Origin of the sequence: Acinetobacter sp., assembly GCF_049284435.1 — a bacterium.
Lineage (GTDB): Bacteria > Pseudomonadota > Gammaproteobacteria > Pseudomonadales > Moraxellaceae > Acinetobacter.
In genome coordinates this window covers 1-14,813 of sequence record NZ_JBAPXX010000158.1, presented here as the reverse complement: position 1 = coordinate 14,813, position 14,813 = coordinate 1, and the positions used below count along the sequence as shown (strand labels likewise).

14 protein-coding genes are annotated in these 14,813 nt (G+C 43.0%); 9 read left to right on the top strand and 5 right to left on the bottom strand.

What is annotated here, in order from left to right; translation table 11 throughout:
• From WAK81_RS13550 to WAK81_RS13535, 4 genes are all read left to right on the top strand, one after another.
• The coding region (locus WAK81_RS13550) for a substrate-binding domain-containing protein (protein WP_422197552.1) at positions 1 to 513 on the top strand (513 nt) is incomplete at its 5' end.
• An 89-nt stretch (positions 514 to 602) separates the two neighbouring features.
• The gene (tal, locus tag WAK81_RS13545) at positions 603 to 1,580 is read left to right on the top strand and encodes a transaldolase (protein ID WP_422197550.1); all 978 of its coding nucleotides are present in this window, start codon (positions 603 to 605) and stop codon (positions 1,578 to 1,580) included.
• 75 nt (positions 1,581 to 1,655) lie between these two features.
• Positions 1,656 to 2,315 (top strand): leucine efflux protein LeuE, encoded by a 660-nt coding sequence (gene leuE / locus WAK81_RS13540; RefSeq protein ID WP_422197548.1) that lies wholly within the window; start codon positions 1,656 to 1,658, stop codon positions 2,313 to 2,315.
• 109 nt (positions 2,316 to 2,424) lie between these two features.
• Complete coding sequence (locus WAK81_RS13535; protein WP_422197546.1) at positions 2,425 to 3,600, top strand: benzoate/H(+) symporter BenE family transporter; 1,176 nt, start codon at positions 2,425 to 2,427, stop codon at positions 3,598 to 3,600.
• A 39-nt stretch (positions 3,601 to 3,639) separates the two neighbouring features.
• Here WAK81_RS13535 and WAK81_RS13530 read toward each other — a convergent pair whose 3' ends face one another.
• Both WAK81_RS13530 and WAK81_RS13525 read right to left on the bottom strand, forming a co-directional pair.
• Positions 3,640 to 3,984 carry an SMR family transporter gene (locus WAK81_RS13530; protein WP_422197544.1) on the bottom strand — a complete coding sequence of 115 codons (345 nt, stop codon included), beginning with the start codon at positions 3,982 to 3,984 and terminating at the stop codon, positions 3,640 to 3,642.
• 90 nt (positions 3,985 to 4,074) lie between these two features.
• On the bottom strand, positions 4,075 to 5,061 hold the full coding sequence (locus WAK81_RS13525; protein WP_422197542.1) for an alpha/beta hydrolase: 987 nt from the start codon (positions 5,059 to 5,061) through the stop codon (positions 4,075 to 4,077).
• Positions 5,062 to 5,328: 267 nt separating this feature from the next.
• Between WAK81_RS13525 and WAK81_RS13520 the strand changes: the two genes are divergently transcribed.
• Both WAK81_RS13520 and WAK81_RS13515 read left to right on the top strand, forming a co-directional pair.
• The gene (locus WAK81_RS13520) at positions 5,329 to 5,772 is read left to right on the top strand and encodes a universal stress protein (RefSeq protein ID WP_004278834.1); all 444 of its coding nucleotides are present in this window, start codon (positions 5,329 to 5,331) and stop codon (positions 5,770 to 5,772) included.
• A gap of 134 nt (positions 5,773 to 5,906) precedes the next feature.
• Entirely contained in the window at positions 5,907 to 6,353 is a 447-nt protein-coding gene (locus WAK81_RS13515) for a universal stress protein (protein WP_004278835.1), read from the top strand.
• Positions 6,354 to 6,386: 33 nt separating this feature from the next.
• On the opposite strand, the gene WAK81_RS13510 is transcribed toward WAK81_RS13515, so the two are convergent.
• Together WAK81_RS13510 and pepN are read right to left on the bottom strand one after the other, a co-directional pair.
• Positions 6,387 to 6,596 (bottom strand): hypothetical protein, encoded by a 210-nt coding sequence (locus WAK81_RS13510; RefSeq protein ID WP_004278836.1) that lies wholly within the window; start codon positions 6,594 to 6,596, stop codon positions 6,387 to 6,389.
• Between the two features lie 215 nt (positions 6,597 to 6,811).
• Complete coding sequence (pepN, locus tag WAK81_RS13505; protein WP_422197554.1) at positions 6,812 to 9,418, bottom strand: aminopeptidase N; 2,607 nt, start codon at positions 9,416 to 9,418, stop codon at positions 6,812 to 6,814.
• 361 nt (positions 9,419 to 9,779) lie between these two features.
• Between pepN and WAK81_RS13500 the strand changes: the two genes are divergently transcribed.
• The 3 genes from WAK81_RS13500 (at position 9,780) to thiM (ending at position 12,240) form a co-directional block, all read left to right on the top strand.
• Positions 9,780 to 10,037 carry a hypothetical protein gene (locus WAK81_RS13500; RefSeq protein ID WP_064096549.1) on the top strand — a complete coding sequence of 86 codons (258 nt, stop codon included), beginning with the start codon at positions 9,780 to 9,782 and terminating at the stop codon, positions 10,035 to 10,037.
• 160 nt (positions 10,038 to 10,197) lie between these two features.
• The gene (locus WAK81_RS13495) at positions 10,198 to 11,358 is read left to right on the top strand and encodes a hypothetical protein (protein ID WP_422197539.1); all 1,161 of its coding nucleotides are present in this window, start codon (positions 10,198 to 10,200) and stop codon (positions 11,356 to 11,358) included.
• Between the two features lie 33 nt (positions 11,359 to 11,391).
• Positions 11,392 to 12,240 carry a hydroxyethylthiazole kinase gene (gene thiM / locus WAK81_RS13490; protein WP_422197537.1) on the top strand — a complete coding sequence of 283 codons (849 nt, stop codon included), beginning with the start codon at positions 11,392 to 11,394 and terminating at the stop codon, positions 12,238 to 12,240.
• Positions 12,241 to 12,808: 568 nt separating this feature from the next.
• Here thiM and WAK81_RS13485 read toward each other — a convergent pair.
• Positions 12,809 to 14,332 (bottom strand): TerC family protein, encoded by a 1,524-nt coding sequence (locus tag WAK81_RS13485; RefSeq protein WP_422197534.1) that lies wholly within the window; start codon positions 14,330 to 14,332, stop codon positions 12,809 to 12,811.
• Positions 14,333 to 14,813: the final 481 nt, after the last annotated feature.

The window sequence follows — 14,813 nt, the reverse complement described above, 5'->3', positions numbered from 1 at the left end:
TTTAGTGCACCTCAGGAAGATGCACATCGTATGCTGTTCGAAGGTTCAGCGCAGCTGGCCCTGATGTTTGAACGCGAACAACTGGAAACGCGTGAACAGTTTGTGGAGTTAAAACGTGAGGTACTGGTCGCTGTAGTCGCTAAACAACATCCCTTAAGTCAATTCGATCAAGTCAGTTATGAACAGATTTTGCAAAACAGGCAGATTGTGGTGGCCAGTCGGGATCGCACCATCAAACCGGAACTGCTCTTTTCAAGACACTACTGGCGCACCGACAATCATCACTCGGCTTGTAGCATGATTCGGCAAGGTCTGGGCTGGGGCGTGCTGCCACTCGAGATGCTGAATGAGCAGCCACATTTGCAAGATCAGTTACAGGTTCTCAACCTGCTCGATTTCACCCCAAAGTTTGAATATTTTGTTGACCTGGTCTGGAGCCGGGAAACCCGATTAGGCACAGCTGCTCATTTTTTGATTAATCACTTGCGCAAACAACGCAAAACCAGACATTAATCACAGAAATTCAACGACAGTCTACTTGGTAAACCGGCCATTTATGATATATAAGAAAGCATAAGCAATAACCATAGAACTAGATCGTAATGACATTAACTGCATTAAACCAATTAAAAAACTTGACGACCATTGTGGCAGACAGCAGTGATTTGAGTGCCATTGAAAAATTTCGTCCGCTTGATGCAACCACCAATCCATCGCTGATTACTGCTGCTGCGAAACAACCTGAAAATCAGGCCTTGATTGAAGCCGCTTTTCAGCAGGCCCAGCAAGAAGGCTATGTGGATGATGCCCTGATTGAACGTACCATTGATATTTTGACGGTCAAATTCGGTGTAGAAATCTTAAAACTCATTGAAGGTCGTGTGTCAACGGAAGTCGATGCTTCCCTATCCTTTGATACTGAAGCCACCATTGCCAAAGCAAAAGAGTTACTGGCACTTTATGCGCAATATGGGATTGATTCGAACCGCATCCTGATTAAGATCGCATCTACATGGGAAGGCATTCAGGCAGCAAAGGCACTGGAAGAACAAGGTATTCACACTAACCTGACCTTATTGTTCGGCCAGCATCAGGCCCATGCCTGCGCGGATGCCAAAGTGACTTTAATCTCGCCTTTCGTCGGCCGTATTCTGGATTGGTACAAAAAAGCTGAAGGCGTAGAATTTTACCCGATTGAACAAGATCCGGGGGTCTTATCAGTTAAGCGTATTTATGAGTTCTATAAAGCGCATGGTATTCAGACTGAAATCATGGGTGCCAGCTTCCGTAGTATTGATCAGGTACTGGGCTTAAGCGGCTGTGACCTGCTCACGGTAGCGCCAAATTTATTGGCCGAACTGGAAAATGATCAGCGTGAAGTGCAGGCCCAACTCTCAGCCAAAGATATTCAAGTTCAAGGTGAACTCAGTCCTATCAGCCAAACCGAATTCCTGGAACAACTGCAACAGGATCCGATGGCCAGTGAATTACTACAAGGTGGCATTGATGGTTTCATTAAAGCCCGTGAACAACTGGCTGCTTTATTACGTGAAACTTTCCTGAGTACGACTGAAATTTAAAGAAAATTTAGCCAATTTCTCCAAGCCGATGTTGCTATAATGCCGCATCGGCTTTTTTGTTCTTGCGAGTTTTTCGTGTTTGGTATCACAGATCTAACGACCTTTATCATTGGAACCACGTTGATTGTGTTACTGCCTGGGCCGAACTCCTTGTATGTCATGTCGATTGCTTCGCGCTTTGGTATTAAGACTGGATATATGGGTGCCTTGGGGGTTTATACTGGCGATCTGATCCTGATTGTATGTACAGCATTGGGAGCAGCTTCTTTACTGCATGCCTTTCCGGTCTTGTTTATTGCCCTGAAAATTATCGGAGCGATCTATCTCAGTTACCTCGGCATCAAACTGATCATTGCAGCCTATCAGACTTTCTTTCCGGAAAAGTCATCACAACGTGTCCAGATTAAAAAAACATCTTCCGATACTACCGAATCAATTCAGCCCTTTCGTACAGCGCTCACAATCAGCATTTTAAATCCCAAAGCGATTCTGTTTTATCTGTCTTTTTTTGTGCAGTTTGTCGATCCTACCTATCCTTATCCCGCCCTGACGTTCACGCTTCTGGCTGTGATCCTGCAATTGATCAGTATGACTTATCTGTCGATCCTGATTTTTTCTGGTGTAAAACTGGCCTCCTATTTCAACCAGAATTATAAAGTGACCGCCAGTTGTGTCGCTGCAGTTGGGATCCTGTTTTGCGGTTTTGGCCTTAAACTGGCGACTTCAACCTTCTAGTAATGACCGGCTTCAAGCCAGCAGACCTCTGGATAAAATTGTTAAAAATATTGTGTTGATACGTGAAAAGCGTATGCTTTAAAAGCATTTAAAAATAGTGTCATGGGTGATGCCTAAACTTTTACAAGATCTCTCCTTTCCTGCCATCATGGCCGGTTTTATTACCTGCATGATTGGTATCAGTGTTTCCGCCGTACTGGTCATTGAAGCTGCGCAAAGTCTGGGTGCCAATCAGGCACAAATCAGCTCCTGGTTATGGGCACTCGGTATCGGCATCGGGGTTTCCGGGTTTTTGCTTTCCTGGAAATATCGCTATCCGATTTCAACCGCCTGGTCGACTGCCGGTCTGGCACTGGTCATTGCTTCTGCCGGTCACTATAGTCTGGGTGAAGCAATTGGCGCTTTTCTGATTTCTGGAATCCTGATTGCCTGTCTGGGATTTTTTGGAATTTTCGAGCGAATTTTCCAGTTTATTCCACAAAGTTTGACCAGCGCCATGCTGGCAGGTGTGTTATTAAAATTTGGCATCTCGGTCTTTGGTAGTCTGCAACAGTCATGGGAATTTGTGCTTTGTGTATTGGCAGTTTATCTGGTTTCCAAAAAACTGAGTATGCGCTATAGCATCGTGATTACCGTGTTAATGGCTATTGCCCTGTGTCCGTTCTTTATTAATTTTACTATTCCGCAGCTGAACTGGAGTATTGCCCAGCCGGTATGGATTACACCTGAATTTAGCCTGCAGGCCATTTTAGGACTGGCCTTACCTTTGATGGTGATTAACCTGGCATCACAATATCTGCCTGGACTCGCCGTCATCAAAAGTTATGGTTATCCGCCGAAAGTGAATTCTATTCTAGGCTGGACGGGCATTACACAGACGATGTTGGCGCCATTTGGCTGTTTTAGTGTCAATCTTGCCGCAATCAGTGCATCAGTCAGTCTGGATGCTCAAGCGCATCCTGATCCGGCCAAACGTTATATTGCCGGTATGAGCTGCGGCCTGTTTTATATTCTGATGGGCTTCTTTGCTGCGACCTTGACCAGTCTATTCATGGCTTTTCCTGCTATTCTGATTACAGTATTGGCAGGCATTGCCCTATTTGGCACCATTGGCCACAACATTGCGCTGGCTTTTCAGGACAGTCATGACCGTGAAGCTGCACTGATGACATTCTTGTTTAGCGCATCTAATATCCAGTTTTTTGGGATTGGCTCCGCTTTTTGGGGACTGCTACTTGGTTTGATGGTTTATTTGCTGTTTAAGCTTAAACCGCAAGTGGCATAAGCTTATTGTAGAAATGAGGCAACTACTATGTCTGCCTTTTTAATGCCCTGCAGTTTGGGAAAACAGGTTAATCACCACCACACCGGAAATGATCAGTGCAATCCCGATAAAAGCTGGCAAATCCAGCGCCTGTTTAAAAATTACATAGCCCAAGATTGCCGTTAGAATGATGCCAACACCCGCCCAGATGGCATAGGCAATGCCTAAGGGAATCACCTTAATCACCTGAGACAGCAAATAAAACGCAATACAGAATAAAACGACTACTGCCAGAGATGGCCATAATCGGGTAAAGCCTTCTGACTTCACCAGAAATATTGATCCAGTCACTTCGGCAATAATAGCCAACGCCAACAACAAATATGCCCATGACACAGGATTCATTTCTTAAACTCCAAACAATTTTTCAATGATTGCTGTCGGGACGAGCTGACATGATCAATCTTGAGAGATTCATTTTGCACAGTTTTCTCTTCAAGGGGAAAGCTGATGTAAAAAATCCAGGGTTTTGACAAAAGTTTGCTGACTTTCCTTTTTTCCCATAAAAAACTGATATTCATGAATAAGCCAGGCCTTAGACTCTGGATAAAATATTTCAGTCACAGGAACCTGCTGTTCCTTCAAAGCTTTTACAAATGGTAGCGACTGAGTATCGGTCAGAAAGTCCTTATTCCCACCACTGATCAGGACGGGTGGATAAGACGGCGTAATATACTGAATCGGAGAAATCTGCTTTAAAAACTCGGCATCATGTTTACGATCGCCGGTATAAGCCTGAATCAGGTTAAAGACACCCCATTCGATAATTTTCATTTCTTCAGGTGCTGTGCTGGCAAATGCTTCTAAGTCATAAATTCCACAATGCAAGATTAAACCTTTAAGCTGCGTAGGTTGCAGATGAGGCTGAATACCAGATTGGTCGGCAAATATAGGATTGGTCAAAAGAGCGGCGTAATGGCTGGCCATATTCGCCCCGGCAGAATCTCCGGCCAGATATAAGTTCTGGGCATCGATTTGGTAGGTTTCCGCATAGGTATCGAGAAATTCAAGTGCCTGATTGATCTGATGTAACTGGCTTGGATAGGTCGCTTGTGGCGCAAACTGGTATTGTACGGATACTACGTTATGGCCCTGTGCAGCCAGCAGCTTGAAATAACCGCGTGCATGTTCTTTAGAACCTGAAATCCAGCCTCCCCCATGAATCCAGACAATGGTCGGTCGTGGTCCAATACTGGCAATATTCTGCGGCTGATACAGATCCAGAGATAGTTTCTGCTGCGGCGCATAGGCAATATTTTGCTGCACGATAACCGCACCAGGCGCATAACGATCCATCACTTTTTGCTGCAAGCCTGTGGTGAGGTTAAAAGCACCGGCAATGACTTTACTGTTCTGTGCGGTCTGACAGCCGGAAAGAATAACTGAACTTATGAGCAAAAGATGAATGGCAAAAAACCTCAAAACAGTCTCCTATACATGATCTAAAAACAGGCTACGGCAGTTTAAACCATCATGCTGCAAACGAGGACTATTCATCCTCTTATTTTTGATCATTAAAACTGCAATTCCGAGTTTTTTACTCTGTTTTTTTTCATCACTTTTACATGAAAAATATTTGTAATTTAATGAGTTTTTTCAATTTTACCGCTTTTTTGCAATTGCACCCGCCACAGCACTGTGCTATCAATAAACCAAGCCTGAAAATTAGACAACCTGCGGAGAAAAGCCATGGCCTATCAACATATTTTAGTCCCAGTGGACGGTTCAGAAATTTCCTTTTCTGCAGTACGACATGCTGCCAAAATTGCCAAGGCATTTGGTAGTCAGCTTTCCCTGATCAGCCTGATCGCAGAAGATCCTTTTACTGAGGCTGATTTCTATTACAGCTCCTCCATCATGAAGGAATATTTTATCGAGGCACATGCCAATGCCAAAAAGGCCCTGAAAGAAGCCACTGCCATCGCAGCCGGTGAAGGTATTGAAGCGCAATCCCGCATTGTCACAGGTTTAGTCAATGCAGAGCATATTGCTGAAACCGCGGGTGAAGTAAAAGCAGACCTGATTGTCATGGGTTCTCATGGCCGTAAAGGCTTCCAGAAAATGATTCTGGGCAGCTTTGCACAAGATGTATTGGGTGCGAGTGAAATTCCCGTACTGATCGTGAAAAAATAATCCTGACGCTGCGCATCTTCAAGATGCGCAGTACTTGCTACTTTACATTTGAAAGCCTAGCAAAACATGCTGTGGAGATTTACTCGCTCAAACCACACTCCCCTTTACTGCAATAATAAATATGAGGAAGCACCATGAATAACTATGATCATCTTCTCGTAGCACTCGATGAGTCCTCGATTTCCTATGCTGCCGCAGATCATGCCCTGGAACTGGCCAAAGTATTTCATAGCCATGTCACTTTACTCAGTGTGATTGCGGTGGATCCCTTTAAGGGCGTAGATTTTTACAAAGTTGCTCCAGCAGTTACAGACTACTTTATGCATGCAGAACAAAATGCTCTGGATCGTTTAAATGAACTGAAACTGAACTTTGTTCGTGATGGCATACAGGTGACGACAAAAATCCTGCATGGCATGGCACCGTCAGAAGGCATTATGCAGGCTGCAAATGAATCACCGACCGATATGATCATTATGGGTTCACATGGTCGTAAAGGTCTGCAAAAACTTATGCTGGGCAGTGTAGCTCAGAATGTTCTGGCACTTTCCTCTATTCCAGTACTCATCGTCAGACAATAAGATGCTTGATCCAAGCCTGTATGATGCAGGCTTTTAGCGAAGTTTTTGATTTAATTCACTTAAGAAAATTTCAGCATCAAGCTGGCTTTGAAATACTTTTTTGTATTCTCCGACCTGCTGAATGGAATGCGGCGTATATTGAATGGAGATTTCAAGTAAGCCATTTTCAGGATTCTTGCTGACATGTACGGCAATAATATGCTGGCTATTTAAATAAAAACCATCTTCAATTTTCACTAACATATCTTGGACAACCTCTAGTAAGCGAATCTGTAGATCTCTTTACCTAGCTTACAGCGTAATAAATGAGTACTCTTTTCGTATAATCATACTGTAACACCCTTTGGTACTTACCTAGGCCTTTAGAGAAATTCAACTGTATTTAAAGCCAGCGTTTGAAATAAACAGGAAATAAAAAACCGGATCAGGTCGATCCGGTTTTTTATGAATATTGATTATTATACGCTCAGCATACTATTTAATGTCTCAGACACGTTTTTAGATTTAACCAGTGGCTTTAAGGTTTCAAGCTGTACTTTCACTTCACTGCGTTGCGGTTCTGCCAAGGTATACCAGCGTGACAATACCTGCAGCAAACGTGAGCCTACAATCGGGTTTTTCTCGTCCAGATATTTTGCCAGCCCAATAAAATGCTGCACACCAAAGCTCCAGGTATTGACCGGGTTGGCATTCAGCCCCCCACTAACTGCACGGATACGGTTAGGCACCGCCAGATCATAATCCGGATGTTGGGTCAGATACGCAATGGTTTCGTCCGTTGCTTTTGGATGGGCTGCCTGAACCATAAACCATTGGTCTAAAGACAAGGCTTCATCTTCAAAGCGGCTATAGAAATCTGCCAAAGCTTCTTCTGCTTGTGGAGCATCATTCCAGACCAAGACTTTCAGCGCACCCAAACGTTCAGACATATTCCCCGTGTGATATTGCTCATAGGCTAAATCAAAGGCAAATGCATCACCCTGACGGGCAATCATCGTCAGCATGATGTTTCTTAAGGCACGCACACCCATCGCTTGCGAGAATTCAGATTGCAGATCAGGATCCAGATTAAGATAAGTTTCTTTCGCTGTTTCTCCAAAGGCACGTGCCAAGGTATGCAGCAAAGCCTCACGCTTTTCCTGAATCATGACCGGATTATAATCCTGATCAATACGGCTGCCTAAATAACCTTCAGACGGTACATCAAACAGACGTGATGCCAACAGCGGATTTTTATCAATCACATCCGGGAAGGTATTGAGCATAGCCTCGATATAAATTTCTGCAGGCTGGTCATCCAACAAGATACGCTCGAGTAAGGTCTGAGTTGCTTGCCACTGGTTAAAACCATTGGTCTCGTATTGCAACAGGAAAGCCAGTTCTTTTTCTGAATAGTCAAAGTCCAGATTCACTGGTGCAGAGAAATTACGCAGCAAGGACACCACCGGTTTTGCTGTCACACCGCTAAATTCGATCGTGGCTTCATCCTGATCAAACAGATACACCCCATCTTTGACGCCATTTTCAAAGAGTGCCTCAGAGTTCAGCGTTAACTGCTCACCGCTTTCAGCATCAAACAGTGCCAAAGCCACTGGAATGGGTACAGCTTTCAGATTTGGATATTTAGCATGGGTTTTCAGGCTTTGCTTAAAACTGAGGCGATAGATTTGTGTCTCCACATCATATTCAGCTTTTGCTTGAAGTTTAGGCGTACCCGGCTGATTGTACCAAGTCAAGAAATTAGAGAGATCTACACCTGAACCTGCTGTAAGCGCGGCCACCCAGTCTTCAACAGTTACCGCCTGACCATCATGACGGCGGAAATATTCATCGGTTCCTTGACGGAATTTTTCCTTGCCCAGCAAGGTCGCCATCATACGGTTAATTTCCGCCCCTTTTTCATAAACAGTGGCAGTATAGAAGTTGTTAATTTCTACAAAATGATCTGGACGCGGTGGATGTGACAATGGTCCTGAATCTTCAGGGAACTGATGCGCTTTCAGAACTGCCACATCATCAATACGCTGTACCGCAGCCGACTGTAAATCTTCCGAAAAAGACTGGTCACGGAATACAGTCAGGCCTTCTTTTAAACACAACTGGAACCAGTCACGACAGGTAATCCGGTTACCGGTCCAGTTATGAAAATATTCATGGGCAATGACTGATTGCACTCGCATGATTGCGGCATCAGTGGTGTACTCTTCATCGGCCAGCACGCATGAAGTATTAAAGATATTCAGACCTTTATTTTCCATAGCGCCCATATTGAACGCACTGGTCGCCACGATCATGTAATTGTCCAGATCATAAGGCAGACCATAATGCTCTTCATCCCAACGCATGGAATGTTTGAGCGCTTCCATGGCAATTTTGCATTTTGGAATGTCTTTTTCTTCTGCGTAGATTTCCAGAGCTACATTGCGGCCTTCTGACGTGACATAAGAATCTTTCATCACTGCCAAATTACCAATTACGCAGGCGAACAAATAGCTCGGTTTCTTGGTCGGATCCTGCCACACGGCATAGTGACGATTTTCATCTACTTCACCAGTTTCTAGCAGGTTACCATTAGCGAGCAAGACCGGATATTTCTTGTCTGCCTCTACACGCGTCGTAAAGACCGACAACACATCAGGACGGTCTGGATAGAAAGTAATTTTACGGAACCCTTCTGGTTCGTTTTGGGTCACGAACAGATCTGAACTGGCCTGATATAAACCTTCCAGCATAGTATTACTTTCAGGATGGATTTTAACCACAATTTCAAGTGAGACCTGATCAGGTGCATTGGCAATAACCAGCTGTTCAGCATCCAAGTGGTAGTCACTGGCATTCAGGATTTGACCATTTAACCGGATCGATTGCAGTTCCAAATCGCGGCCAAGCAGAACCAGATCGCCAGCAGTCTGACGCCGCATCTCCAGTTTGCTGCTAACCAGACTGTGGTCACTGTAGACTTGAATATTCAGGTCGATGGAATCAACAATAAAGGAAGGTTTTTGATAGTCTTTTAAATAAATGGTTTGATCCGCTTCGATCACCGGGTTTGCCGCAATATTCATGTCCTGTCCTAATCTTTTATCGTGTTCGACATTGTTCATGTCAAAATCATACGCCAAGTTTGAAACGCTGTCTGTGCATTTGTATTGTCAGATCTAATATGGGCATTTCATGCACCACTTTCAATGCATTCTGCCTAAATGAGCAGCACACGGCCCGATACAAGAAATATCTGTGCCATAAAAATTATCAGGATCATAATTTCTTACATTTTTATAACTAACTGATTTAAAAATATATAATTTTATTTTCAGAGTAATACATAAATACTGATTAAAAAATGAGCACACTTCTTGCTACAGTTAAACTGTGTTTTTCCACACTTAAAATGAAAAAATAATGATAACGATGATGAGGTGAGTCATGTATTTAAAACAGCATGTTATACGGATCGAAAATATTAAAACTTTGCAGACTCTGGATCAGGCCAATATTGACCATAAAGTGATTGCGCTCTTGATGAGCTGTGAAGGCATTCCGCTTCAGGCCCATGAAGTGACTGCCATTCTCAACACCTACGATGCACTTGGTGCCAAAAAAGTTCCCTCTAAAAAGGTTCAGGCCTTAATTCATGCCAAACACCGTGGAGAGCAGGACGACACATTACCCTGCCCGGTTTAAAAATCGTCATTTCATGATTTAAAATCAGAGCTACTTCGGTAGCTCTTCTCCTGTTTGTATGGCTGTTTTTGATTTTAAAAAATTGCGCCAGTTCACTACATTTGCATCTCATCAGCCGTGTATAATCAAATGCCCGTCCATTCTAGAGTTGCTCGCGACCATGGTATTCAGTGTTCTGCAAAAACAGCTTGATGAAAGTACTCACTGCCCATTGTGTAAGGCATCGATGTATTGGATTGAGGCAGAGCAATATGATCAGGAGCTGAGCTATCATGAATGCAGCCATTGCCAGCATCAGCTTTATTCCGATCAAAAGCACAATTGTTATTGCGAACACTGTCTGGCGCAGCGTAAACGCATGCTCAAGGAAGTCCGTTTACAGGAAAACCGTCAATATCATAAAAAACAGGATCGGCCGGTTCTTGAGCTGAATCAGCTCAGTTTTATCAATAAACTGTTTTTACTTGCGATTCTGGATGAACAGGTGCAGGAATATAGCCAGCACCGCGAATATATTGACTGGCATCAAATTCGATATTATTCCATCAGCCCCAATTATTTGTTCCAACATGGTCTGGTGAAAAGCCTGATCAGGGATCAGGTTCTGATTCCCAAAGATCTCCAGCAGGAAAATCAGCATTATTATATTAATGTCCGACTGGATGGCTATTCTGAGCCGACCCTGTTCAGCATTACCCAGCAGCTGCGCAATTGGTTTTATCAAAACCTGAGCCAAGGTGTGCCCTTTAAAAGTGCAGATGAAGTCAAAGATGCACTCTATTGCCTGCTGTATGAGGAAATCATTCAGTTTGCTCAATTCTATTGCCGTAGCTGGAATGTGCAGATTGCCGGAAATCAGAGCTTTCAGACCTTTTGCTATCGTCTTTTGGATGTATTGGCTGTGGGGCAGATTTATTATCTGGTGCAGACCGGGCTGGAATATCTATATAAACAAAAAGCCCTCAAGCCGCGCAATGAAAACTTTATTAATACCAATCTGCTGAAAAAAACCTTGCAGCAGTATCGCGAACATTCAGTTACAGAAAAATGGGAAACCTCTACCCTGCCGCGTCCACCGCAACTGGCATTCAGCAAGATGAGTGAAATCCTGTTTTATCGTTTTCTGGGCTATGATGAAAATATCTTCTTTCAGCCAGTGTGGCATTCGTGGCACAAGATCGAACCTCGCCTGAAATTCTATTCCCAGAAACGTTGTATGCACTGCGGCTCACAGGAACTGTCGGTGGATTATGATGCCAGTGACTATGTCAGCCTGTTCTGTCGTAGCTGCAAGCATCAAGACCATTATTTTACCCGCTGACCGAATACAACGAATCTTTCTCCTATTTTCTAAATGACCATGATGACTACTTCGATGCAAGCATTACAGCAAACACTTCTGAACCAGATCTGTGAGGCCTGGTTGAAACTTCAGCAACAGCAGCCCCTGGTGCATATCATGACCAATACGGTGGCCAGCAATTATGTCGCCAATATTATACTGGCTGCACATGCTTCTCCGGCCATGATCGACAATCCGTTTGAAGCTGAAAGTTTTGCCAAAATTGCAGCAGCAATCAGTCTGAATCTGGGTACACCGACGACAGAACAGGTTCAGGCGATGCAGATTGCTGCGGAAACTGCACATCAGCTGCAAAAACCCTGGGTGCTTGATCCGGTCGGTTATGGAACAGTTCTGCACTGGCGTTCAGGCATCGTAGATCAGTTGATGCATTCCCATCCTGCCATTTTGCGTGGCAATGCCTCTGAAATTGGTGCTTTGGCCGGCAAGCAAATCGAGTCCAAGGGTGTAGACAGCACAGTAGACAGTGCGGATGTTTATTTACAGGCGCAAAGTTTGCTGGATTATTGTGAATGTATCGCGATCTCCGGTGAATCCGATTATATTATTTCTAGAGACTATCCTGTGATACAGGTGGTCGGCGGCTCTGCTTTACAGCCCCGAATCACGGCAATGGGATGTGCGCTCGGTGCACTGATTGCTGCATATAGCGCAGTAACGTCTCCAGCCCTTGCTGCATTGACTGCGCATGTACATTTTGCAATTGCCGGTCGATTGGCATTTGAACGCGCAAAACAATTAGGCAGTTTTAATATCGCCTTTCTGGATGAAATCCATCAGCTCAATACTGAAACAATCCGACAATACGCCAACTTTAAAATTCTGCCGGAATTCATTTAGTTTATTGGCTGCTTTACGGGGTGTTTACGCTTAAATAGGTGAACGTGCCCCTATCTAGTTTACCTACTTCCTTTTTATCCATATCGATAGAAATCTTCTGTTTTAATTTTATGCGCCAACCATTTGGATAAATGCTTTGCTTGATAAGCGGAGCTTCATGAAATTTATATATCGATTTTCTTAAAAAGCATGTCTTCTTTAATTAAGATATGCTTGCATAAGGTTAATTTAGTTCATGTGAATTGTCGTTTATTTTCTTATTTCTATTTAAATATGACTTTTAAGTTTTGATTAACAGGCTGCAGGAATCCATATCCAATGCCTGATCATGCTTATTTTTGCTCATCGATTTGACCTCTTTTGGCTTGAAATTTTTAGTGTAATACCAGCATATCCAGCTCAATTTGGAACTTGAAATATAGTATGAATAGACTGATAAAAACCAGTTTAAACAAAGGCTCATATTATTTTAATGAACTAGATTCAACAGACATGCATTAAAAAAGCCAGCTACCACTAAAGCAACTGACTTTTAGAATTTAAATAAAAAAGTAGTTAAAACAAATTATTAACCTGCGTAATGAATGTTGACCGACTTGATACGATTGCTTTCAATTTCAGTGACTTTGAACTGAACACTTTGATAATTTAACTCGGTGCCCACTTCAACCGTACTGTTGGTTTTATCCAGAATCAAACCCGCCACACTAATATAACCGGCATCTTCATCAATCAGATCAATCATGCCAAGTTCCAGCTCAAGCTGATACAGGTCTAACATGCCCGATGCGATCCAGTGCGTATCATTGACTCTCACCAAATCTAGTTGTTCGTCTGCATCCGGGAATTCACCGGCAATTGCTTCAAACACATCTAGCGGTGAAATCAGACCCTGCACATTACCAAACTCGTCACTCACCAAGACCAAAGAACCTTTAGAGGTACGCAAAGTATTGATTGCGTCAATAACTTTCATCTTTTCAAAGATATAAATTGGGCGATGACGTTTGATCAGTGCTTTTAATTCTTCCGGCTCTTCCAGTACGTCCAGTAATTCTTTGGCACGTACCACGCTAATTACCTTATCCAGGCTACCGCGACATACCGGGAACAGACTGTGTGGAACAGACAGAATTTTTTCACGGATCTGTTCTGGGCTATCTTCCAGATCAACCCATGAAATCTGACCGCGCGGCGTCATGATCGAAGCGACTGAACGCTCTGCAAGGGTAAGCACCCCGCCAATCATATAGCGCTCTTCATCTGCAAAGGTTTCTTGTGCCTCATTATTTTGATTATCGGTCGTCTCCAGCTTGCCACCCATTAACTTCAGGATCGAATCAGCCGTACGATGACGCAAAGGAATCTTAGATTCATGTTTAGCAGCATTACGCTGACCGAACTGGTTGAATGCTTCGATTATGATCGCGACACCAATACCTGAATAGATATAGCCTTTAGGAATATGGAAACCAAAACCTTCTGCAATCAGACTGATACCAATCAAAAGCAGGAAGCTTAAACACAGAATCACCACGGTTGGATGGCGGTTCACAAAGTTGGTCAATGGTTTCGATGCCAGTAGCATCACGCCCATCGCGACAATCATTGCAGCCATCATGACATAAATATTGTCGACCATACCAATTGCGGTAATCACTGAATCTAAAGAGAAAACAGCATCTAAAACAACAATCTGTGCAACAACAGCAGTGAAACTTGCATATACTACATTGGTAGACACTGTAACTTCAGGTTTGCCTTCCATCTTTTCATGCAGCTCAGTAACGGCCTTATACACCAGGAATAAGCCACCAAAGAGTAAAATCAGGTCTCGACCGGAAAAGGTCCAGTCAAACAGGGTGACCAGCGGTTGAGTCAAAGTGACCAACCAGGCAATGGCAAATAACAGACCTAGACGCATGAATAATGCGAGTGACAAACCGACGACACGCGCTTTATCGCGTTGTTCAGGAGGAAGTTTTTCAGCCAGAATGGCAATGAAGACTAGGTTATCAATACCTAAAACAATTTCAAGAATAATAAGAGTAATTAAACCTACCCAGATTCCGGGATCTAATAAAAATTCCATTAGAAAATTACCCCGTTCGAGTAAGCTAGAAATAGAGATGGAAGATCAACGCACGGCGAGGGATCCATTAAAATAAAACCTATGCAACTTAAGACTATTCCATTATGCATAAACTGAGTATTTTGTAATGTATTAATTTATAAAAAAATTACATGATCATGATTTTACTGAGACTTTTAAGACCGACTGGTTGATGCTGAAACTGACTAATTTTAATTTTTTCTACATCATTTATTCTAATTGAATTAAAAATAAACAGCATTTAGTTCAATTAGGCCATTACTTTTAAGGTCACTTAAAGATTAAAACATAAACTATTTTTTTATTGAAAGAACAATCACTTAAAAATATAGCTGTAAATAATCATTTACTATATTGACTAAAACCACTCAATCACCCTATATTTCTTAAATCGATTAATTTATTGAAATACAATTATTTGCATTAAAACCTATTCAGACAGGCTGCTTAAGAACAATAA